General features: G+C 46.9%; 20 protein-coding genes. 5 read left to right on the top strand and 15 right to left on the bottom strand.

What is annotated here, in order from left to right; translation table 11 throughout:
- Position 1 precedes the first annotated feature (1 nt).
- The 11 genes from NC99_RS21425 to NC99_RS21375 form a co-directional block, all read right to left on the bottom strand.
- Complete coding sequence (locus NC99_RS21425) at positions 2–751, bottom strand: cell division protein FtsQ/DivIB (RefSeq protein ID WP_053189075.1); 750 nt, start codon at positions 749–751, stop codon at positions 2–4.
- On the bottom strand, positions 744–2,129 hold the full coding sequence (murC, locus tag NC99_RS21420) for a UDP-N-acetylmuramate--L-alanine ligase (protein ID WP_053189072.1): 1,386 nt from the start codon (positions 2,127–2,129) through the stop codon (positions 744–746). Before murC ends, NC99_RS21425 begins: the two co-directional genes overlap by 8 nt.
- Positions 2,130–3,230, bottom strand: coding sequence for an undecaprenyldiphospho-muramoylpentapeptide beta-N-acetylglucosaminyltransferase (gene murG, locus NC99_RS21415; RefSeq protein ID WP_053189069.1), 1,101 nt, complete (start codon positions 3,228–3,230; stop codon positions 2,130–2,132). It abuts the gene before it with no gap.
- A 1-nt stretch (position 3,231) separates the two neighbouring features.
- Positions 3,232–4,431 (bottom strand): FtsW/RodA/SpoVE family cell cycle protein, encoded by a 1,200-nt coding sequence (locus tag NC99_RS21410; RefSeq protein WP_053189066.1) that lies wholly within the window; start codon positions 4,429–4,431, stop codon positions 3,232–3,234.
- 90 nt (positions 4,432–4,521) lie between these two features.
- Positions 4,522–5,859 (bottom strand): UDP-N-acetylmuramoyl-L-alanine--D-glutamate ligase, encoded by a 1,338-nt coding sequence (gene murD, locus NC99_RS21405; protein WP_053189064.1) that lies wholly within the window; start codon positions 5,857–5,859, stop codon positions 4,522–4,524.
- A 2-nt stretch (positions 5,860–5,861) separates the two neighbouring features.
- Positions 5,862–7,112 carry a phospho-N-acetylmuramoyl-pentapeptide-transferase gene (gene mraY / locus NC99_RS21400; RefSeq protein WP_053189062.1) on the bottom strand — a complete coding sequence of 417 codons (1,251 nt, stop codon included), beginning with the start codon at positions 7,110–7,112 and terminating at the stop codon, positions 5,862–5,864.
- A gap of 12 nt (positions 7,113–7,124) precedes the next feature.
- The gene (locus NC99_RS21395; protein ID WP_053189059.1) at positions 7,125–8,582 is read right to left on the bottom strand and encodes a UDP-N-acetylmuramoyl-L-alanyl-D-glutamate--2,6-diaminopimelate ligase; all 1,458 of its coding nucleotides are present in this window, start codon (positions 8,580–8,582) and stop codon (positions 7,125–7,127) included.
- A complete protein-coding gene (locus NC99_RS21390) occupies positions 8,582–10,699 on the bottom strand; it encodes a penicillin-binding protein (RefSeq protein WP_053189056.1) in 2,118 nt (705 codons plus the stop codon). The genes NC99_RS21395 and NC99_RS21390 overlap by 1 nt, the downstream gene beginning before the upstream one ends.
- Positions 10,699–11,067 (bottom strand): FtsL-like putative cell division protein, encoded by a 369-nt coding sequence (locus NC99_RS21385; RefSeq protein WP_053189053.1) that lies wholly within the window; start codon positions 11,065–11,067, stop codon positions 10,699–10,701. The genes NC99_RS21390 and NC99_RS21385 overlap by 1 nt, the downstream gene beginning before the upstream one ends.
- Positions 11,064–11,966 (bottom strand): 16S rRNA (cytosine(1402)-N(4))-methyltransferase RsmH, encoded by a 903-nt coding sequence (rsmH, locus tag NC99_RS21380; RefSeq protein WP_053189050.1) that lies wholly within the window; start codon positions 11,964–11,966, stop codon positions 11,064–11,066. The genes NC99_RS21385 and rsmH overlap by 4 nt, the downstream gene beginning before the upstream one ends.
- Before the next feature lie 2 nt (positions 11,967–11,968).
- A complete protein-coding gene (locus NC99_RS21375; protein WP_053189047.1) occupies positions 11,969–12,424 on the bottom strand; it encodes a division/cell wall cluster transcriptional repressor MraZ in 456 nt (151 codons plus the stop codon).
- Positions 12,425–12,731: 307 nt separating this feature from the next.
- Here NC99_RS21375 and NC99_RS21370 point away from each other — a divergent pair, with 307 nt between their 5' ends.
- Both NC99_RS21370 and NC99_RS21365 read left to right on the top strand, forming a co-directional pair.
- Positions 12,732–13,574 (top strand): 1-acyl-sn-glycerol-3-phosphate acyltransferase, encoded by an 843-nt coding sequence (locus NC99_RS21370; protein ID WP_053189043.1) that lies wholly within the window; start codon positions 12,732–12,734, stop codon positions 13,572–13,574.
- 76 nt (positions 13,575–13,650) lie between these two features.
- Positions 13,651–14,607, top strand: a complete 957-nt coding sequence (locus tag NC99_RS21365) for a GNAT family N-acetyltransferase (protein WP_053189040.1) — start codon at positions 13,651–13,653, stop codon at positions 14,605–14,607.
- 96 nt (positions 14,608–14,703) lie between these two features.
- On the opposite strand, the gene NC99_RS21360 is transcribed toward NC99_RS21365, so the two are convergent.
- The 4 genes from NC99_RS21360 to NC99_RS21345 form a co-directional block, all read right to left on the bottom strand.
- Positions 14,704–15,099, bottom strand: coding sequence for an HU family DNA-binding protein (locus NC99_RS21360; RefSeq protein WP_053189037.1), 396 nt, complete (start codon positions 15,097–15,099; stop codon positions 14,704–14,706).
- A 297-nt stretch (positions 15,100–15,396) separates the two neighbouring features.
- Positions 15,397–16,119 (bottom strand): AAA family ATPase, encoded by a 723-nt coding sequence (locus NC99_RS21355; protein WP_053189034.1) that lies wholly within the window; start codon positions 16,117–16,119, stop codon positions 15,397–15,399.
- A complete protein-coding gene (locus tag NC99_RS21350) occupies positions 16,116–17,327 on the bottom strand; it encodes a glycosyltransferase family protein (RefSeq protein ID WP_053189030.1) in 1,212 nt (403 codons plus the stop codon). Before NC99_RS21350 ends, NC99_RS21355 begins: the two co-directional genes overlap by 4 nt.
- Positions 17,328–17,393: 66 nt before the next feature.
- Complete coding sequence (locus NC99_RS21345) at positions 17,394–17,987, bottom strand: OmpH family outer membrane protein (protein ID WP_053189028.1); 594 nt, start codon at positions 17,985–17,987, stop codon at positions 17,394–17,396.
- A 329-nt stretch (positions 17,988–18,316) separates the two neighbouring features.
- Between NC99_RS21345 and NC99_RS21340 the strand changes: the two genes are divergently transcribed.
- The 3 genes from NC99_RS21340 to NC99_RS21330 form a co-directional block, all read left to right on the top strand.
- Positions 18,317–19,228, top strand: a complete 912-nt coding sequence (locus tag NC99_RS21340; RefSeq protein WP_053189025.1) for a proline dehydrogenase family protein — start codon at positions 18,317–18,319, stop codon at positions 19,226–19,228.
- A gap of 298 nt (positions 19,229–19,526) precedes the next feature.
- On the top strand, positions 19,527–20,522 hold the full coding sequence (locus NC99_RS21335) for a GntR family transcriptional regulator (RefSeq protein ID WP_053189021.1): 996 nt from the start codon (positions 19,527–19,529) through the stop codon (positions 20,520–20,522).
- 119 nt (positions 20,523–20,641) lie between these two features.
- Positions 20,642–22,124, top strand: a 1,483-nt coding sequence (locus tag NC99_RS21330) for a xylulokinase (RefSeq protein WP_053189019.1), incomplete at its 3' end; no start/stop codon positions are given.

Genomic DNA, 22,124 nt, shown 5'->3' with positions numbered 1-22,124 from the left:
ACTATTTTTTTGTGCACACCACCTGATTGGTATATTTCAAGTTTATTTTCGAATAAAAATCCCAGCCGGTTCTTGGAAATGCCTGATCGTAAAGCGCTTTCAGGTTTCTCAGTTTGAGTTCAAAATCCGATGGTTTTCCAAATTCAATCAACTGGTCACCGACCAATGTTGACAAAACCAGCTCTCCATTTTTATTGACCTGCAACTGCTCAATCTGAGCATTCCAAAATTCATTTTCCTGAATGAAAACAACCAAGGGCAACAATTGCTCCCTCGCGTACTTTTCGCTGGCATATCCACTGGCCAGCAAAACCTTGCTCACAAATGCCTGACTGGCTGAAATCCGCACGCCCGCACGGTCGAGGTAGAAATCCTCCGTCTCGTTTCTAACCCGCATAATCGGGTCGCGTTGCGATACCTCAGCAATCAACTTCCCTTTGAATTCCATATTTTCGCCGGTAATTCGCCGGTAAATCTCAATCTCCCGGATGGTTGTTTCCTTCTTCAACTCATGCTCCAACTGCTCGGTATTGATCTCGTTCAGCTTCTTTTCAAACAAGCTTTTGTCCGCCTTTTTGATTAAGCGTGCAATTTCATCCTCATCAATAAACCGAGGCGAATCCTTGTCAATCAGCACCACCAGCTCATCGCAACTGACCTTGCCCAGCCGCCCCGAAGAAAAGGCCATACTCAGGGCCACCAGGGCCACCAGCGAAGCAAAAATTCCTATTTTGACAAACGACTTAAACATGTTCAATTTCCATTAACTTCAATTTCACCGGTTCGACCAGGGTATCAATATCGCCTGCACCCATCATCAGCACGACACCAGCCTGCAATTTTTCAGCCACGCCTGGCAGATCCTGTTTGGTGATGAGTTGTTTGTTTTTATTTTTTATCTGATTGAAAATTAATTCAGAATTTACTCCTGCAATTGGCTTTTCGCGCGCCGGATAAATATCCAGTAAGATAATCTCATCCAGCTGATCCAGCTCTTGGGCAAAACCTTCGGCAAAATCGCGCGTGCGGCTATACAGGTGCGGCTGAAAAATGCCAGTAACCTTTCGTCCGGCAAACATGTCACGCACCGATGCGATGGTCGCTTTCAACTCTGCAGGGTGGTGGGCATAATCGTCAATCAGAACGAATTGCTCACTCCGGTACTGGATGTCGAAACGACGCTTGACACCCTGGTATGCAGCCAATGCGACCAACAACTCTTCGGAGTCGACTCCGGCCAGCAAAGCCAGCGATGAAGCGGCAATGGCATTTTCCACATTCATCAGTCCCGGATAATTCAGGCGCATGCCTTCAATTCTCCCTTTCGGATGAATTAAGTCGAACTGGTAGGCTTCGTCCACCAACTCAATATTCTCAGCATAGAAATCAGCCCGCTCATTCAGCGAATAGGTGTAGTAGCTGATGCTTTTTGCTGGATCTTTTATTACCTGTAAGCCTTTTTTTACAACGACCGAACCTCCCGACTGCACCTGCCCGGCAAAGGCGTTAAACGAATCGACGATGGCTTGCTGCGTTCCGTAAATATCCAGATGGTCGGCATCCATGGAGGTGATGACCGCCAGGTTGGGAAACAATCGCAGAAAAGAACGGTCAAATTCATCGGCTTCGGCCACCACCCAGTCGCTTGCTTCGTCCAACAACAGGTTTGTTTGGTAGTTCTTCGAGATTCCTCCCAGAAAAGCGGTGCATCCCAAAGACGACGTATGAAGAATGTGCGCCAACATGGTTGACACGGAGGTTTTTCCATGTGTGCCGGCTACTGCGCAACACCGTTTCTCGAAACAGATCATACCCAAAACCTCCGACCGCTTTTTCATGGGGACACCCTGATTTTCAATAAAAACACGCTCACCTAAATCCGCTAGAACTGCCGGTGTATAAACCACCAGTGATTTGTGAAGCTGTAAATGACTAGCCAGCCAATCGGGCCGATCGTCATAATGAATATCAATTCCTTCGGATTGAAGCTGACGCGTGAGCTTGGTCTCCGTTCGGTCATAGCCCGACACCTGGTAGCCCGCGTGCTTAAAATAGCGTGCCAGCGCACTCATCCCGATTCCACCGATACCGAGAAAATAGATCTGTGTGATATGTGCTAAACCTGCCATTTACTTGTTTACTTCATTTAAAATCACCTTCACAATGTCGGACGTTGCGTTTGGCTTGGCCATTTTCAGGCTATTCTCCGACAATTTTTTCATACGTTCTTCATCTTTAATCAGATCGAGTGCTGTCGGAAACAGTTCTTTCACCGCCATGCCATCCTTTACCATGATGGCCGCCTCAATTTCGACCAAGGCCATGGCGTTTTTGGTTTGATGATCCTCGGCCACATTGGGCGACGGTACTAAAATCGATGCTTTCCCAAGCAGACAGATTTCGGAAATGGTGCTCGCTCCCGCACGCGAAATCACCAAATCAGCGGCTGCATAAGCCAAATCCATCCGCGACAGAAACTCGATCAGGTGAATATTTTTCCTCAACTTTCCATTAAAACGCTCCAGGATGGCCTTATGATAATAAGAGCCAGACTGCCATATAATCTGGACATTCGATTGATCCAGCAAATCGAGATTGGACAAAATGCTTTCATTCAGGGTTCGTGCCCCCAAACTTCCACCCATCAACAAAATCACGGGCTTACCTTCTTCCAGTTCATAGAACTTGTAAGCTTCTTTTTTGTCCACTTCATTCAACAAGTTTTGGCGAAATGGATTCCCGGTGAGCACGATCCGCCACTTCGGAAAATAACGTTCCATGTTGGGATAGGCTACGCAAATCTTTTTCACCCGCTTCGAAAGCCATTTATTGGTTTTTCCGGCATAGGAGTTTTGCTCCTGCAAGATGGTCGGGATCCCTTTCCGCGAAGCGGCCTTCAACACCGGGCCACTGGCAAATCCGCCCACTCCGACCACCACATCAGGCCGAAAACTTCGAATAATCTTCCGTGCCTCAATCATACTTTTATTGAGCGACCAGAAAAAGCTGAACAGTTTAAACGACAACTTCCGGGGCAGCCCGATGACCGGCAAACCGACAATTGGGTATCCCGCCATGGGCACCCGTTCCATTTCCATTTTTCCTTTAGCTCCAACAAAAAGAATATCGACCTCGGGCACCTGGGCCTTGAGTTCATTGGCAATGGCCAGCGCCGGAAAAATATGTCCTCCGGTACCGCCGCCACTGATGATTACTTTTAACTTTTTCATTTTACAGTTCCTCATCTTCGTCCGGCATGTCAACCATGACCGGTGGTTCAACAACTACTTTGTTTCGCTGATTGTGATAACTGACTGACAAGATCGCGCCAAAAGAAACTGCAGTAAACAACATGGAGGTTCCACCCATACTCACCCAAGGCATTGGTTGTCCGGTGACCGGGGCTACCCCCACCGAAACAGCCATATTGATGATGGCCTGAAAAACAAGCAGCAACACCAAACCTGCGGTTAAAAATGCTGGGTAGGTCCGGTTTGATCGCCGCACAATGACCACCCCGCGATATAAAAGGATGAGGTAGAGCAACGCAACAAAAAAACCTCCAAGCAAACCATATTCTTCTATAATAATGGCATAAATAAAGTCGTTGTATGCTGCCTCCATGTAATTACTCACTTCACTATTGCCCGGACCTTTTCCGAACATGCCGCCCTCGTAAATGGCCAGTTTGGCATAGTCGGCCTGGGTTGTTCCGAGCGCTGCATGATCGTCGCCGTACACAAAATCATCAATACGTTCTTTGAACGTGTGCACACGTCCGGCCGAGTCAGGAAGATAGTTAGCGGTAAAATATAGTAACATCAACAAAGACAATCCGGTTCCAACGGTCATCAATAAAAATTTGGCAGGAATACGGGCAATCAGCATCAAAATCATGACGCTGCCAAAAATCAGTGCGGAGGTCGAAATATCACCGTAAAAGATAATGCCACAAACCACAGCACTGGAGCCAAACACCCAGTAAAAGGCCTTTTTCAATTCCTCTTTCGATTTTTGTCGCTTGGCCAAAACTTTGGCGACGAACATCATCAGCGAAATTTTGGCCAGCTCTGCAGGCTGAAAGCTGAGAAAGCCCAAATCGAGCGAACGCGGTGTTGGTTTTCCGGGCGATAATTTATACTGAACAATGGCAGCAAGCAAAGCGCCAATTGTCACTGCCAACGCCAAAGGGGCGATGTAAGTATAAAACTTCACTGGAATAACATTGACCAGAAAAGCCATCAGCCCAAATCCCAGCAACAGAAAAATGAGCTGCCGGCTGAGGTAATAAAAGGTATTTCCGCCAGCCTCGCTATAAGCCAGCCGACCGGTTGCGCTGTACACAATCATCAGCGAAATGATGGATAAAAACGTGAGTACTACCCATACAATCCGGTCACCTTTTAATATTTTACCTATTGAGAAGTTCATATTTAATTTCACGTTTCAATCCGCTAACCGGCGGAAAAATTCCAAATTCCAATGTCCAATTATCCAATGACCAATTATCCAATGTCTGATCTACAACTCGCGGACAGCATTTTTAAACTGGCGTCCGCGGTCTTCATAATTTTCAAATAAATCAAAACTGGCGCATGCTGGCGATAGCAATACGGTTTCGCCGTTTTTTGCCAGGTAGTAAGCCGAGCGCACGGCATCGGTCATGTCCTGCGTTTCAACAATATCAGGCACGATATCGGCAAATGCTTCCCGGATCTTCTTGTTATCCACACCCAGGCAAACAATGGCTTTCACCTTGCTCTTCACCAGGTCCTTCAAGGCATGGTAATCATTTCCCTTGTCAACGCCCCCGGCAATCCAAACGATCGGCTTGTTCATGCTTTCCAAAGCATACCAGGTCGAATTCACGTTGGTGGCTTTTGAGTCGTTAATAAACTCAATGCCATGCACCCTTAGAAAACGTTCGAGGCGATGCTCAACGCCCTTAAAATCAGAAAGGCTTTCCCTGATTTTTTCATTCCGGATGTTCAACACCATACCGGCCAGGCCCGCAGCCATGGAGTTGTAGGTGTTATGTCTTCCTTGTAAAGCAATATCGAAAATGGACATATCGAAAGTTTTTTGTTTCCAGTTGATCACTAATTTTTCATCTTCTATTCCTGCTCCGTTTCTCGGAGCCTGTGTCCAGCCAAAAGGCAAGCCCATGGCTGGTATATTTCTTTTTTTCAATTCCTTTTGAATGATCGGATCGTCGGCCCCATAAATGAAAAAATCGTCGGGCGTCTGATTTTGTAGAATCCGGAATTTCGAATCCACATAATTCTGCAATTGATAATCGTACCGATCCAAATGATCCGGCGTGATATTCAGCAAAACAGCGATATCGGCTTTAAAAGCGTACATGCCGTCCAACTGAAAACTACTCAGTTCAATCACATAATAGTCGTAGTCGGCTTCGGCCACCTGCCAGGCAAAGCTCTGGCCCACATTTCCGGCCAAGCCGACGTTCAAGCCCGCTGTTTTCAGCAGGTGATAAGTCAGCATGGTAGTCGTTGTTTTGCCGTTGCTGCCGGTTATGCAAATGGTTTTGGCCCGGCAATAATTGCCGGCAAACTCAATCTCCGAAATCACGGGAATTCCGGCTTGCCTCAGCTTGACAACCAAGGGTACGGTATCGGGTACGCCCGGGCTTTTAATCACCAGGTCGGCACCGAGCAAACGATCTTCCGAGTGCTTTCCTTCTTCAAAAAGAATCCCATACTTGGTTAGAACGTCTTTGTATTTTTGCTTCACTTTTCCGGCATCAGTCACCCAAACCTCAAAGCCTTGCTTTTTGGCCAAGATGGCCGAGCCTACGCCGCTTTCACCTGCTCCTATGACCACCAACCGGTTTGCCATGCTTAACGCATTTTAAGGGTGACAATGGTCAACACGGCCAAAATGATCCCAACAATCCAAAAGCGTGTTACGATTTTCGCTTCGGGAATGCCTTTTTTCTGATAATGATGATGAATCGGGCTCATCAGAAAAACCCGCCTACCTTCGCCATACTTGCGCTTGGTATATTTAAAATAGGCCACCTGAATGACCACGGAAAAGTTCTCGAGCACAAAAATCCCGCACAACAATGGAATCAGAATCTCCTTGCGAATAGCCACGGCAAAAACGGCCAGAATTCCTCCCAGCGCCAGACTTCCGGTATCGCCCATAAACACCTGGGCCGGGTACGAGTTGTACCACAAAAATCCAACGGTAGCACCGATAAACGCCGCAATAAACACCGTCAATTCACCAATATTGGGGATGTACATGATGTTCAGGTAATCGGCATAAATGATGTTACCACTAACGTAGGCCAGTATTCCAAGTGTTGCTCCACTGATCGCCGAGGTTCCGGTCGCCAGTCCGTCAATGCCGTCGGTCAGGTTTGCCGCATTCGACACGGCTGTAATGATCAGGATGATGGCCAAAGCATAGATCAGCCAGCGCCAGAATTCGCCACGTTCACCGGAAAACGGTACCAGCCAGGCATAGTCAAACTCATGGTTTTTGATAAACGGAATGGTCGTGCGCGTTGACTTAACATCGTTGGTAATGTAGCGCACTTCTTGCATGCCTGTTTCAACATCCACTACAATCTCCTTTTTGAAATCGCCACTGACCCCTAAAACCTTTTCGCGTACAATCACTTCGTCAGAAAAATACAAGGTGGATGCCACCAAAACGCCCAAACTCACCTGCCCCAAAATTTTAAACCGTCCGGCCAAACCCTCTTTATCTTTTTTGAATACCTTAATGTAATCATCAACAAAACCAATTAAGCCCAGCCAAGCAGTGGTAATCAGCATCAGCAGAATGTAAATATTATCCAGCCGGGCAAACAGCAAAGTTGGAATGATAATGGAGGCCAGAATAATCAAACCGCCCATGGTGGGTGTGCCTTTTTTCTGAATCTGTCCTTCGAGCCCCAAATCGCGTACGTCTTCACCAATTTGCTTGAGCCGCAAATAGTTAATCAGCTTGCCCCCAAATCCCATGGTGATTAAGAGCGAGGTCAGCACCGCCGCTCCCGAACGAAACGAGATGTAAGGCACCATTCCCCACCCCGGAATATCGAAATCTTTTAACCATTCATATAATAAATATAGCATCCCGTTCTTCTTTTAGTTTAGGTTGAAAATCTCTTTGATCACTTCCTTATCATCAAAATGGTGTTTCACCCCTTTAATTTCCTGATAGTCTTCGTGTCCCTTTCCGGCCACCAAAACAATATCGCCGGGTTGCGCCAGCATGCAGGCCGTGCGTATCGCTTCGCGGCGACTTACAATGGACAGCACCTTGTTTTTCTGGTGCGGCTCAATGCCGGTTTGCATGTCGGCAATAATTTGCTCGGGCACTTCGCTGCGCGGGTTGTCCGATGTCAAAATCACCTTGTCACTTTGCAAGGCCGCTTCGTGCGCCATAATCGGACGTTTGGTTTTATCGCGGTCGCCGCCGGCCCCAACAACGGTAATCACCTGCTCATTACCGGTGCGGATCTCGGTAATGCCGTTCAACACATTTTTCAAGGCATCGGGTGTGTGGGCGTAATCCACCACCGCATATTTTCCATCGGGCGAACGCAATATTTCGAAACGCCCGGCCACCGATCTCAATTCGCTGATAATTGGCAAGACCGACTCGAACGATTCGCCCAACAGCACGGCAGCAGCATAAACAGCCATCAGGTTGTAGGCATTAAACAAACCCGCAAAATGCGTCCATACTTCCTGCCCTTCCACACTCAGCAGCATCCCGTCAAAATGTTTCTCCAGCACCTTACATTTATAGTCGGCCAGGGCTTTTAAGCCGTAAGTCTTTTTACTGGCTGCGGTATTCTGAAGCATCACCAGCCCATTTTTCTCATCGGCATTGGTCAAAGCAAAAGCCTTTGCAGGCAATTGGTCGAAAAACTTCTTCTTCGCTTTCAGATACTCGGCAAACGTTTGGTGATAATCCAGGTGGTCGTGCGTAAGGTTGGTGAAAATGCCTCCATCAAAGTCAATTCCCGAAATCCGGTCCTGGTGAATGGCATGTGAGCTGACCTCCATAAAACAATAGCCGCAGCCCTTTTCAACCATCAAAGCCATCAGCTTTTGAATTTGCAAAGCATCGGGCGTAGTGTGTGTTGCAGGCAACTCTTCGTCGCCAATATAATATTTAATGGTTGAAATTAATCCGGCCTGGTAACCCAGTTTTTTAAACAGCAAATACAGCAAGGTGGCGATGGTTGTTTTCCCGTTGGTTCCGGTAACGCCAACCACCTTGAGTTTGCCTGACGGATTGCCATAAAAATTCGCAGCCAGCTGACCAAGCGCTACAGCCGTGTCATTCATCCTGACGAAAGTGACATCCGCCGGCTCAACATCCTCAAACTTCTCCGCAATAATCACCGAAGCACCCTGCGCGATGGCTTTTTGAATGAACTGGTGACCATCGACATGTGTACCGGCCACGGCCACAAACGCATCGCCGGGTGTTACCTTTCGCGAATCGAAATGCAACTGACCGACCGCTGCCTCCGGTTTTCCGGCCAGCAGTTCATAATCCAGTCCGTTCAATATCTTCTTCAAATTCGTCATTAGCCTAAATCAATGTAAATTGTTTGTCCTTCTTTTATTTTATCTCCAGCCCGTAACGATTGCTTTTGAACCTTGCCAATGCCTTTCATCCTGACTTTCAGTCCGGAGCTCTCCAGCAAATACAGGGCATCGCTGCCACCCATGCCACGAACATCGGGCACCAGGCCCTCGCCAACCGCCAGTTCGGTAGCACTTAAGCGATCCTGCTCCGGAATGACCCGAATCAGCTTTGAGTCCACTTCTTCCGCCTCAATCTTCAACTTCAGTGCTTTGGTTGTGCGCTCAATCTCATCTTTAAAACCCGACTTAACCTGAGGCATGGCCGCCAGTTGCTCCAGCTCATTTTCGCGGGGTTCCATAAAGCTGGCATACACTTTTCCCACAATTTCCTTAAACACGGGGCCTGCCACCGACCCGCCATAGTACAGTCCCTTGGGCCCAACAATCACCACCACGCAGGTGTACTGCGGATCGTCAGCAGGGAAATACCCGGCAAAAGATGCCTGGTAGTTTTTGCGTCCTTCCTTCTCGTAGCCTTGATTATTGTAGGCCACCTGGGCAGTTCCGGTTTTCCCGGCAATGGGGAAATACGGATTGTTAAGCGACCGTCCGGTGCCGTCAGTACATACGCCCTTTAACATGTCCTGCGCTTTTGCCAGGGTTTCTTTTGAACAGATTGATGGATTGATTATTTCTGTTTTGAATTCCTTTTCGAGAATGCCATTGCGGCGAACTTCCTTGACAAACTTTGGCTTCACCATTTGGCCGTTGTTGGCTACCGCATTGTAAAATGCCGCGGTTTGCAGCGGGGTCAGTTTAATTTCGTATCCATAGGAAATCCAAGCCAACGATGGGCCCCACCAGTCGCTATCGCCCGGATACTTAATTTTCGGAATGCCCTCGCCAAAAAAGCCCAGTCCCATGGGTTTGTTCAGTCCAAAATTGTAGATCCGATCAATGTAATCCTGCTCGTGTCCTTCGTAATATTTGGTAATAATTTTAGCCACGCCCACATTGGATGAAAGCTCAAAAATCTCCTTCATGGTCAGTTGTCCATGTCCGCCGCGATGATAATCGCTGTCGTAAACCGTTTGTCCGCGGTACTTCCACACGCCGTTGCCCGTGTCAAACACGTCCGAGGTATCCACATAGCCATGCTCCATGGCCACCATCAACGACATCAATTTAAAGGTTGAACCCGGCTCGCTGGCTCCCTGGTGCCCCAGTGCGAAGTTGTAGGTTTCGGCATAACTACCGTCGGCTTTACGTCCCAGGTTGGCCAAGGCTTTTACTTCACCTGTTTTTACTTCCATCACAATGGCGGTGCCCCACTCGGCCTGCGAAGTTTCCATTTGCCGATGCAAGGCATTGTTGGCAAAGTCCTGCAAATTCACATTCAAGGTGGTAATCACATCGCTTCCATCTTTCGGTTCAATGACCGGCACATCGATCCAACGGCCCGAAAAATTGCGCTTCAGTGCAGTTCCGTTCTTTCCGCTCAAGTAGCCTTCCATCAGCCCCTCGATGCCCGAATAGCCCACGTTGCCATGCACACCACCAAAGGCGCCTTTATTTAAGGTGCCAATCATCCGGCTGCCCAGGTCGCCGTGCGGCATCACGCGTTCGTTCTCCGTAACCACGATCAATCCCGAACCAAAGCCGTTGTTCGCCATCATCGGCAAGCGCTTAAACCGCTGAAGCTGGTTGTAGTTGACCTCATTGGGATAAATCAAAAACCAGCGATTTCCTTTCTTGAACGCCTGATCCATTTTTTGTTTAAACTGAGATTTCGATGTGCCGAAAAACTCCGCCACTTCCAGTGCAAAAGCATCCGACTTCTCACTGTAAACCCGCTTAATCATAGGAGCCGCCAAATCAAGGCGCAACTCATATTGAGGCACCGAGGTCGCGAGAATACTGCCATCATCCGCACAAATATTCCCACGTTTAGCAGGAATTTCGGCGGTGTTGTTCTTCAGGTTTTTGGCAATATCTTTCCACTTCTCGGTATCCATATTTTGGACCATGAAGATTTTAGCCACGATGATGATTCCAATCAACACGGCCAGAAAATAAATAATCCCGAAGCGGGCGGTTATGTCTTTTCTAATCTCCATTATTCGCGATCTGCTTTTTCTACTTTTAGTTTGCGGGCCGGCTCGCTGGCTTCCTGCAAGTCGAGGCCACTGGATTTAACTTTTTCAACAATTTCTGATGGTCGGTTCATCTTCATCAGTTCCGTTTCCCAGGTCACCGACTCAGCTCGCAGCTCTTTAATTGAGTCCTGCACCGCTTCCATCCGGCGAATGGTTTTCTCCGACCAGTAGCGGTTCGAAATCATGAGGATTCCCAAAAACGCAACAAAAAATACAAAAGGCATTTGCCGCATCACCTTTTCGCTGGCCAGCAAACTCCCTCCGAGAAACGACTTCAATCCATTTCTGCGGTTTTTGCTTTTTCCTGATGTGTTGTCCTTCGCACTCATACTTTTTCTGCAATTCGCAATTTCGCACTCCGCGCCCTGGGATTTCGGGCAATTTCTTCATCATTGGGAATAATCACTTTCCGGTTGACTGCTTTCAGCACCGAGCTCACATTCCCATAAAAATCCTTGTCTTGTTTGCCTTCAAAATTTCCCGCCTTGATAAAGTTCTTGACCAGGCGGTCTTCAAGCGAATGATAGGTGATAACCACCAACCGACCTCCGGGCTTCAACAGCTCGGCACTTTGAACCAGAAAATCTTTCAGCACTTCCAATTCGCCGTTGGTTTCAATGCGCAATGCCTGAAAAACCTTGGCCAAATATTTCGCTTCATTTTTCTTTGACACGCAGTCGGAAATCACCGATTTAAACTGGTCGATTGTTTTGATGGGCTGGAGCTGCCGGGCTGCGACAATTTGCTTGGTCAACCGGTAGGCATTATCCACTTCGCCATACTCGCGAAATATTTTGATGAGCTGCTCTTCCGGGTAGTCATTCACCACATCGGCAGCCGTGGTTTTTGAATCGCGGTTCATGCGCATGTCCAGCGCGCCGGAGAACCGGAAGGAAAACCCGCGCTCAGCCACATCAAAATCGTGTGACGAAACGCCCAGGTCGGCTAAAATGCCATCCACCTTTTCAACGCCATGGTAGCGCAGAAAATTGCGGATATATTTAAAGTTGTGTCGGACAAAAATAAAACGCGGATCATCAAACGCATTGGCCGCGGCATCTTCATCCTGGTCGAAACCAAACAGGCGTCCCGTGTCGATCGACTTCAACAATTCGCACGAGTGGCCGCCACCGCCGAAGGTGACATCCACGTAGTCGCCGTCCTTTTGAATGTTGAGCCCTTCGATACTTTCATTCAATAAAACCGGTATGTGATACGGTTGCTCCACACTTAATCCTCCTCTGATCCAAAAAACTCTGAAAACAATTCTCCGTAGTCGCCACCCGTCTCCAGGTAAGCGTCGTATTCCGTAGCATCCCACAAACGAATCCGATCGCCAACGCCAACAAAAACAACATCCTTGGTGATGTTGACCTTTTCCAAAAAGTTATTCGGAAAATTCATGCGGCAGCTTTCGGGCACGCTGATGATTTTAAAATTGCGGTAAATCATATCCAGCAAACGACTTTGCCGGGGGTTATTTCTGTTGAGTTTGGCCTTGAACGAAGCGAGCCTTTTTTCCCAGGCTTCCAGCGGATAAACGTTCAGGCACTTCTCAAACGGATCAATCTCAACAGCCAACTGACCATTGGGAATCCGGCCACCCATCTCGTTCTTGTAGTCGACAGGCAGCACAACACGTCCCTTTTCATCAAATGTTGCTTTTTTTTCGGCTGAGAAATCCATCTGTTAATTGTCTATTTTTCAATCGTAAAATTAGTAATTTCTTTCCCTAAATACCACTTTCAGTCACTATTGGTCACTTTTTTCCACTACACATTCGCCTGAAAAATGTTTATTTGTTGTTGATAATCCATTAATCATTGTTAATAACAACACTCAACGTGCTGAAATATTGCCCATTAAGCAAAACAAAAAAAATTTCAACATCAGTTGATAAACTGATTTACAAAGATTAAAAATCACAAATAAACCTCAAGGATTACGGAGCTCAATTTTATTTTCTATTTTTCGACTTTCAAAACTGAAACAAATGGATGAGCAATATCCAAACGGAATAAAACCAATCGACATTCGGGCGGTCTTTAAAGAAAAAAGCCCCAAGCTGGCCAAGCTGATTCCGGGCTTTGTATACAATTTTATCAACCGGATCATGCACATTCGCGATGTGAATGAAATTCTGGCCAAATACGGAGACAAGAAAGGGATTGAATTCGTCCACCAGGTCGTCGAACATTTCGAAGTCAAGGAACGGGTTTACGGGACAGAAAACATCCCAGCCGAAGGACGTTTTATCTTTGCATCGAACCACCCGCTTGGCGGCTTCGACGGGCTGCTGCTCATGTCGAATGTCAACAAATTACTGGGCGACGTCCGCTTCCTGGTCAACGACGTGCTGATGAACATTCCGCAACTCGAAAGTGTGTTTGTCCCCATCAACAAGCAAGGCGGACACAGCCGCGAGATTGCCAAAGTGGTGCATGAACAATACGAGTCTGACGCGCAAATTTTGATTTTTCCATCGGGGTATGCCTCCCGGAAAATCAATGGAAAAATAACTGACATGGCATGGAAAAAGCACTTTATCCAGAAGTCGGTGCAGTACCAGCGCGACATCATTCCGGTGCATGTAAGCGGTCGAAATTCCAATTTCTTTTACCGGCTGGCGAACTTTCGAAAGTTCCTGGGCCTGAAATGGAACCTGGAACAGTTCTTTTTGGCCGACGAAACTTTCAAGCACCGGGGACAGGAATTCACCATGACCTTTGGCCGTCCAATTCCCTGGACCACCTTCGACAAAAGCCAAAAACAAACCGAGTGGGCTGACTTTGTTCGTGAGAAAGTCTATTCGATGGCGGAATTGCACAAGCACTGAATTTAAAGAACAACCGACTCACTTTCTTCAATAAATTTTTATAGTTTTGTACCTCAACAAAATTAGCGGATTAAGTATGAAAGATATTGTTGCACCGAAGCCCAAAGAAGCGATTATTGCCGAGTTGACACCGGAACGGCTTCTACGGAAAACGAATAAAGGTGCCAATGAGATCTACGTGATTACGCATCACGATTCTCCCAATGTTATGCACGAGATTGGCCGGTTACGTGAGATTACTTTTCGCGATGCCGGAGGCGGGACAGGAAAAGAAATTGACATTGACCAATACGACATCAACGATAATCCTTACAAACAGCTGCTCGTATGGGATCCGGATGCTCAGGAAATTCTGGGCGGATACCGCTACATCATGTGTCCCAACCTTCCGGTTGATGAACATGGCGATATTTCACTGGCCACCTCACGTTTATTCCATTTTTCCGAAGACTTTAAAAAGAATTACCTGCCCTATACCCTGGAGCTTGGCCGTTCGTTTGTGCAGCCGGCGTACCAGTCGAGCAAAGCAGGAGCCAAAGCGCTGTTTGCCTTGGATAATCTTTGGGACGGACTGGGCGCCTTGATTGTGGACCACCCGGAAATGAAATACTTTTTTGGCAAGGTCACCATGTATTCGCACTTCCACTCCGACGCACGAAACCTGATTCAGTATTTTTTCCTGAAGTACTTCCGTGATCACGAAGGTCTGGTCACACCGAAAAAGCCCATGGAATTGCACATGGACATGGACGCACTCGCCAAGGTTTTTAATGGCGGATCGTACAAGGAAGATTATAAGATATTGACCCAGCAGGTGCGCGAGCATGGCGAAAATATTCCGCCGCTGATCAATGCCTACATGAACCTGAGCCCCTCCATGAAAACTTTCGGAACCGTGCTGAATGATCGCTTTGGCGATGTGGAGGAAACCGGAATTATCCTGACCATTAAGGATATTTACGAAGCCAAAAAAGACCGGCACATTGAAACCTACATCAAAGGGAAAGAAGACGATTTCCCAACTCCGGAATAGCATTCATTTGAATTAAAGATATCGAAAAGCGGACCAAATGTCTGCTTTTTTTTATGCCCCTCCGGCTTCAACAGCATGAGTCGTCCGCCAACGATTTCAATCCGCCGGCTTCCGCTGAAAGCGGAACACAGCCCGCTTCAGCAAAATTTTCGAGGTTTTAAACACGATTCGTTTCAGGCTGATCGATTCGGCCCGAATGTCATGCTGTTCCATGGCCGGACGGCTGGCTTTGGCGCTTAGCGAAAAAGTGCCAAATCCTTCAATGCAAACATGATTGCCATCCGCCAATTCTTCGATCAACTGCTTGACAGCCAATTGCACACCAGCCTCCAATTCAAACGCATTAAAGGTTGTGCCGGTAGCGGCGCGCACGCACAATGTGCGAAGCCCAACCGTCTCCTTACGAATCACACGAGGATACAGGCCCCGCTTCCGTGCTTCTTCCGGATTCAGATTATCGGTCTGCTCATCCAAACGGTAGAAAATAGTCATAATACGCTTTGTTTTAATGATTGTCAGCCCATCTTTTAATTTCAGACACCCGTAGAACTAGGCATCCGCTGCTGTAAAATTAATTTTGAGACCTAGATCATACATTAATATATTGTAGGTCTTATAAGATTAAGACCTAGGTCACACCTATCTAAGTCCTAGATCATAAAGTTAACACTTGCCGTGGATATTAGCAATAGTCCCCATGGGCGCAATCAAAGCATGCCGGATTGTCGGCTAGTTTCCAGGCAGATGATGCTCTGACGACACTTGCGATCGCGCAGCATAGCAGGTACACTATGGCTGGAGCAAACAGGCAATCATTTGTTGGTGATTGTTTATAAAATACTTCATTAACCGGTATTGCTCCGTATGCTCATAATCCACAAGTTCCAACCCACCGTCCGAAATCTGGTAGATGTCTGCGCCGGGATAGGCCAACAAAACGGGTGAATGTGTTGCAATGACAAACTGCGATTTGTTTTCAACCAGGGCTTTCATCTCGATCAGCAGATTCAACTGGCTGGTCATCGACAAGGCGGACTCCGGCTCATCGAAGATATAGAGCCCCTGGCCAGACAGCCGGTTATGAACCAGAGCAAGGAAGCTCTCGCCGTGAGAGCGCTCATGCAGCGAGCCTCCATAATTTCTTAGGGCCAGATCCTTCCCCAGGACCTGATCAATTTCGCTGGCCACATTGTAAAAACTTTCCGCTCTCAGAAAAAAGCCATCCGTATTCCGGTATGCCGACCTGACCAATTTAATGTCATTGTACAGTTCCGAGTGAGAATCCATGGTCTTGAAGTTGAAATTTAAGCTTCCTCCCTCCGGGTTAAAACCGGCTTTAATCGCCAGGGCTTCCAGCAAAGTCGATTTTCCTGAGCCATTTTCTCCAACAATAAAAGTTACACTTCTTCGGAACTTCAATTCATCCAGCTTCAAGATTGACGGTATGCTGTGCGGGTAGCTTAGTCGATCTTCCCTTGGTCGGGAATTTCTAATTTGCTCAATATAAATCATTGTTTGTTTGTATGAAGTTGTCCTAAGTCTTTGACTTGCCGGAAAGCTTCCTCCAAATCCTGCCAGGGGTAAAAATCAGGATGCGCGTAATTCAGAAACTTCAGGATTTTGAAGGCGTTGAAATAGGCATAAAACCGCTTTTGAAAGCTCTCCTGCCGCGCGGCATTGGAACGGATTTCCTGCAAAGCAGTTTCAAAATCGTCGGATTCCAGAAAAGTAGTCAGCGGCAAAGGCAGTTCCCTGAGCAGGGCCGCCAGTTCAGAATCGCTACTTTGATAGATTTCAGGCAGCCTGTCAAACAACTGTTTCAGGTGTTGAAAGGCTTTGAAATGGTAGGTGAGTTTCAGGCTTTGGTCGCCTTCCATCCATTTCTTTAGCACCGGGCCAGTGCCAAAGGGAACGCGCTGCGAAATACGCGCCGATGGATAAACGCAGGTTTGGTTGATCTCGCCAACAGGACCCAACTGCGCCAGCTTGTGCAGAAAATAGAAATCTTCGCCTGCTTGCCTGCGGTTCATGCCGCCTTGCTTGACGTAGGCATCCACGCGAACGGCAAAAGCCGACCCTACGGTGTAAATCGCTTGCGGGAAGCCGGTAAACGCCATGGCCTGCTTATAGTAATGCAGATAGCTTTCGTACAGTTGCATGCCTTGCCGGTGTGCCTCGTCGGTCAGCTCATCCAACCGGTGCCGAAACCGGATCGTTGCGCCAACCTCCTTTTCCGATAGCCGAAAGTGTTTTTCAATTTCAACAAAATAATTCGAATCAACCGTCGTATCTGCATCCAGCGAAATGAGCACGCCATCGGATTTGTCGAGCACAGCGAATCGCCGGACCGCCTCATCCATTCCGGTTTTTCGAGCCAAGCCAGCCCCGGCATGCTTTTTCCGAAAGGGCGGTGGCGCCGCAACATGCAGCTTGAAAAATACCTGTTGATTTTTGGCGCTCCAGTCTTCAAGTGCCTGGATGGTTTGCGCGTTTTGCCGTTCAACCTCCGGCGAACTCAGCTCTGACTGATTGACCACCACCAACACCTCAACCGCCTGAACCGGAGGCTGGCAAGCACCCAGCGATTGAATGGCTTGCAGAATATCGGGCTCATCGTAACAGGGAATAACCACCTGCAAACCCAGATTTTTGGCGGGTGGCGTGGAAACGAAAGTGGGATAATTGATGTTTCGGCTGATATAACGACTGGCAAAATTCATGCAGGAAAGTTAGGGCAAAAAAAAATCCGGACAAAGCCCGGACTTTTTACTGATCGTATCTTTTGCTTATTTCTTCTCGCTGTAACGGGCATTCATGGCATCCAACACTTCTTTCGTAATGTTGTGCGCTTCGTCTCCAATCAGAATGTCGCCCGCATTGAAAATATAGCTGTACTTTTTATTGGCGTTGTACTCTTTCAGGTAATTCATCAAGCTGTCAATGAGCTGCTGGTTATTGGTCGACTGCATTTCCGCAAGCTTGGTTGAAAGCTCCTGATCGAGCGACAGAATTTCCTGCTCCTCGCTCACCAAACGATCACGTTCCTGAACGGCGCGATCTTGCGTGAGGAAACCTCCACGCTGAACTTTTTCCTGGAAAGCGGCTGCACGCTTTTCGAAAGCCGAGCGCTTGTCTGTATATTCTTTGGTATAGGCCTCCTGATTTTTGGTAAACGAATCATGCAACTCTTCAGCCAATTGATAATTTAAAATCAGGGAATCAACTTTGACGTAAGCAATTTTTAAATCGGAATGGGATGTCGCTATCGATGAGTTTTCACCAGCAGGTTCATTGCTGCTTTTCCCACTAAAATGTAACACATAAATAACAACAATAGCAACGGCCAGAACCAGGTTCAGAATCAATGAAGTATTTTTCATTTTTGAATAATTAGTTTTTATTTTTTTTAGAATAGTGAGCAAGTACCTGACTTCGGAGAACGAATATTTACCACTCGAAATTCCTCATGAAACGACTCGCCCGTTTTGCCTGCTTACGGTTTCAATTAACCAGAGCCAAAAATAAAAATTTATAATTAGGATTACAGCTTTGATGCAATATTTTTTTGTTGTGAAGCTGCGAAAGTCTGACGAAAAAAACATGCGCAAAATCATACCTTTTCGCTGATAAACATCATTGAAACCGAGCAGCCGGAATCCGTATTTTTAAAATCGTGAATGACAGAATATTTTAAACACAACGAACAACCATGTTGAACAAGATGATTGCAGATTTGCTTCCTTACATGCCCAAAAAACTAATTTGGCAGTTTAGTAAGCGTTACATTGCCGGCGAAGGAATGGAAGACGGGCTTGAGGTGTCGCGCAAGCTGAACGAACAAAATATTGAAGTGACCATTGATTTACTGGGTGAGTTCATCACCAGTCTCGACCAGGCTGAGGAAAATAAAAAGCAATACCTGGACATCATTGAGCGCTTTACCAGCGAAAATATCCAGGGCAACTTTTCGTTGAAGCCCACCATGTTTGGGCTGTTAATCGATGAGGAAGAGTGCTACCGCCATTTACGCGAAATTGTGGCCAAAGCAGCTGAGAAAAACAATTTCGTGCGCATTGATATGGAAGATTCGCAATGCGTGGATATCGAACTTGAGCTTTTTAAGAAACTTAAAAAGGAATTCAGCGGCCACGTCGGCTTGGTGATTCAAGCTTACCTGCGGCGCACGCTTGACGATTTACTTGACTTCAGCAATTTCCCCTCCAATGGGCACCCCCTCAACTTTCGTCTGTGTAAAGGAATTTATGTTGAACCAAAACAAATCGCTTATAAAGATTACCAGGAGGTTCGCAATCATTACCTCGAAGACCTGGAACTCATGTTTAAAAATAAAATGTATGCCGGTATTGCCACGCACGACAAATTCCTGGTTGAAGAAGCCATGAAGTTGATCGAAAAGCACCAGGTCCCAAAATCGATGTACGAATTTCAAATGCTGTATGGCGTAACACCTGAGTTGCGAAACTCGATTGTGGCTGCTGGCCACAAAATGCGCGTGTACGTTCCTTTTGGCAAGCAGTGGTTTAACTATTCCACCCGCCGGCTGAAAGAAAATCCGGAAATTGCCAGCCACATTATAAAAGCACTGTTTCTTAAGGGTTAATTATCAAGGGTTTACCGGGGCGATTTTTCTTGTAAAAATCGCCCTTTTTACTTCCACCAAACAAAACATGCTGAGGCCTTCCGGTATGCGTATACTTCAAACAAAAAAAGAAAAAGGGAGCTTTGTACCGAATGGATCAAACTTAAAAATTAAAAAATTAGACACTCCCTTTATCCTTTTGCTTTTAAACGACGCCCAACCTTAAATATTTCCTGCTGAGTCCAAAGAAAAATAAGATTTTCTGAATCGTTTTTGTATGTTTGCATACCAGAACAGAACACCTTTCAATTTTAAATGCATGAGTAAATTTCACTTCAAAATTGATCCAGCTTCCAATCAGCTTAAATTTCAGCAACTGGTTGATTCGGTAACGGAAGCCGTTAGCAAAAATCTATTACAGGTTGGCGACATTCTGCCATCGGTCAATCAACTGTGCAAGGAGAGCGAGCTGTCGCGCGACACGGTTTTCAAGGCCTATGCTGAACTGAAAGACCGGGGAACCATTGAGTCGGTCCCTAACAAAGGCTATTTTGTGGCTAAAGCAACGACCAAAGTTTTTCTGTTTCTCGATACGTTCAAAGCCTACAAAGAAGTTCTGTACGGTTCATTTTTAGAGAATTTGTCCGACAATATTACGGTTGATTTACATTTTCACCATTACAACATCAACGTATTTGAAACCATTATTAAAGAAAGCGTGGGCAAATACACCAAGTACATCATCATGAACTTCGATCACGAACACGTTCCGGAAGTCATCAAAAAAATACCAACCGATAAACTACTTATCATCGACTGGAACGTCCATTCACGCGAAACCAATTCATCAGTTTATCAGGACTTCGGTCAGACACTCTACCAAGCTTTTGTAACAAATATTGAGCTGGTAAGAAAATACAAACGTTTCATTTATTTGTATCCTGAATTCACTTATCACCCCAAAGAGTCGATCGATTATTTTAAAGCATTCTGCCAAGATTATCAGATTGAATGCGAAGTCATGCGCAATTCCAAATTGCTCGACATCCAGCCGGGCGACCTGTACCTGATGGTGAGCGACCGACTGCTGGCCCGCTTTCTGGATCAGTGTGACCAAAAGAAATTAACGCCAGGCAAGGAGGTTGGCGTGATTTCGTACAACGAAACGCCAATGAAAAAATACGTAAAAGATGGCATCACCGTCATTTCAACCGACTTTGAACTCATGGGCCGCAAAGCTGCCGATTTCGTCAACAGCGGAGACCCCATTCATTTTTGCGTTCCCACCAAATTGAAGGTGCGCAGCTCAATCTGAAAAACATGTTTTACAACATGAATTAGAAATTTTGAAATCGCCAGCCTGCTCCTAAATTTGCAGAGCATACCAGAACAGAACGGTTTATTAAGATTTAAACGAATAATACGCTTAGAACTATGTACTTACTCGGTTTCGATATTGGGAGCTCGTCGGTTAAAGTTTCGCTGCTTGCTGGCGAAACAGGCGAATGTGTTGCTTCCGCATTCCATCCCAAACAAGAAATGAAGATAACAGCCCTACAATCCGGTTGGGCCGAACAGGAACCTGAACAGTGGTGGTCCAACCTCAAGCTGGCTTTAGCCGACGTATTGGCGCAGTCGAAAGTTGATCCGTCAACCATCGACTCCATCGGTATCTCCTACCAAATGCACGGCTTGGTCATGGTGGACCGCAAGCAAGAGGTGATTCGCCCATCGATTATTTGGTGCGACAGCCGCGCAGCTGCCATTGGAGACCAGGCGCTAAAGGAAATCGGCGAAGAAAAATGCCTGGCCAGCTTGCTGAACTCACCAGGAAATTTCACGGCTTCGAAGCTAAAATGGGTGAAAGACAACGAACCCGAACAGTACAGCCGCATCTACAAGATGATGCTGCCGGGCGACTACATTGCCATGAAGTTGAGCGGTGAAATCAAAACCACGGCCAGCGGATTATCGGAAGGTATGTTGTGGGATTTTCAGCAAAACAAAGTGTCCAAACTTATCCTTGACCATTACGGGTTCGATGCCTCATTCATCCCGGAAATTGTACCAACATTTTCTGTTCAGGGCGAGGTCAGTGCAACGGCAGCCAAAGAGCTGGGACTGGCCAAAGGCACAAAAATCAGCTACCGGGCAGGCGACCAGCCCAACAATGCCCTGTCGCTGAATGTGCTGAATCCGGGAGAAATTGCAACGACTGCCGGAACATCGGGTGTGGTGTACGGGGTGAGCGAAGAAGTGGCCTACGATCCCAAATCGCGGGTAAATACTTTTGCCCACGTTAATCATTCAGCCCAAGCGAACCGGCTGGGTGTGCTGCTGTGCATCAACGGAACCGGCATTCTAAATTCCTGGCTGAATAAAAATGCAGGCAACAGCGCATTCACCTACGAACAAATGAACGCCATGGCTGCCCAAGTTCCCATCGGGTCTGAAGGCCTGAGCATACTTCCCTTTGGAAATGGTGCTGAACGGGTACTGGAGAATAAGAACCCCGGGGCCACCTTTGCCGGAATCAACTTCAACATTCACAGCATGCCGCATCTCTTTAGGGCCGCTCAGGAAGGCATCGTGTTTTCCTTTAAGTACGGCATGGAAGTGATGGAAAACATTGGCATCAACGCGAAAGTGATCCGGGCAGGAAAAGCCAATATGTTTTTAAGCCCCATTTTCAGGGAAACATTGGCCGGAGTTACCGGAGCCACCATCGAACTGTACAACACCGATGGCTCAATTGGCGCGGCTCGCGGCGCAGGTATTGGCTCTGGCTACTATCAATCGGCCGGCGAAGCTTTCGAAAATCTGACTAAGCTGGAAACCATCGTTCCGGATGAAAAAAATAAGCAAGCTTACGAAACCGCTTATGAAAGCTGGAAAACGGAGCTCGCCAAAACAACCA

The organism is Sunxiuqinia dokdonensis, from assembly GCF_001270965.1.
Taxonomy (GTDB): Bacteria; Bacteroidota; Bacteroidia; order Bacteroidales; family Prolixibacteraceae; genus Sunxiuqinia; species Sunxiuqinia dokdonensis.
This window is presented reverse-complemented; position numbering and strand designations above follow the sequence as displayed.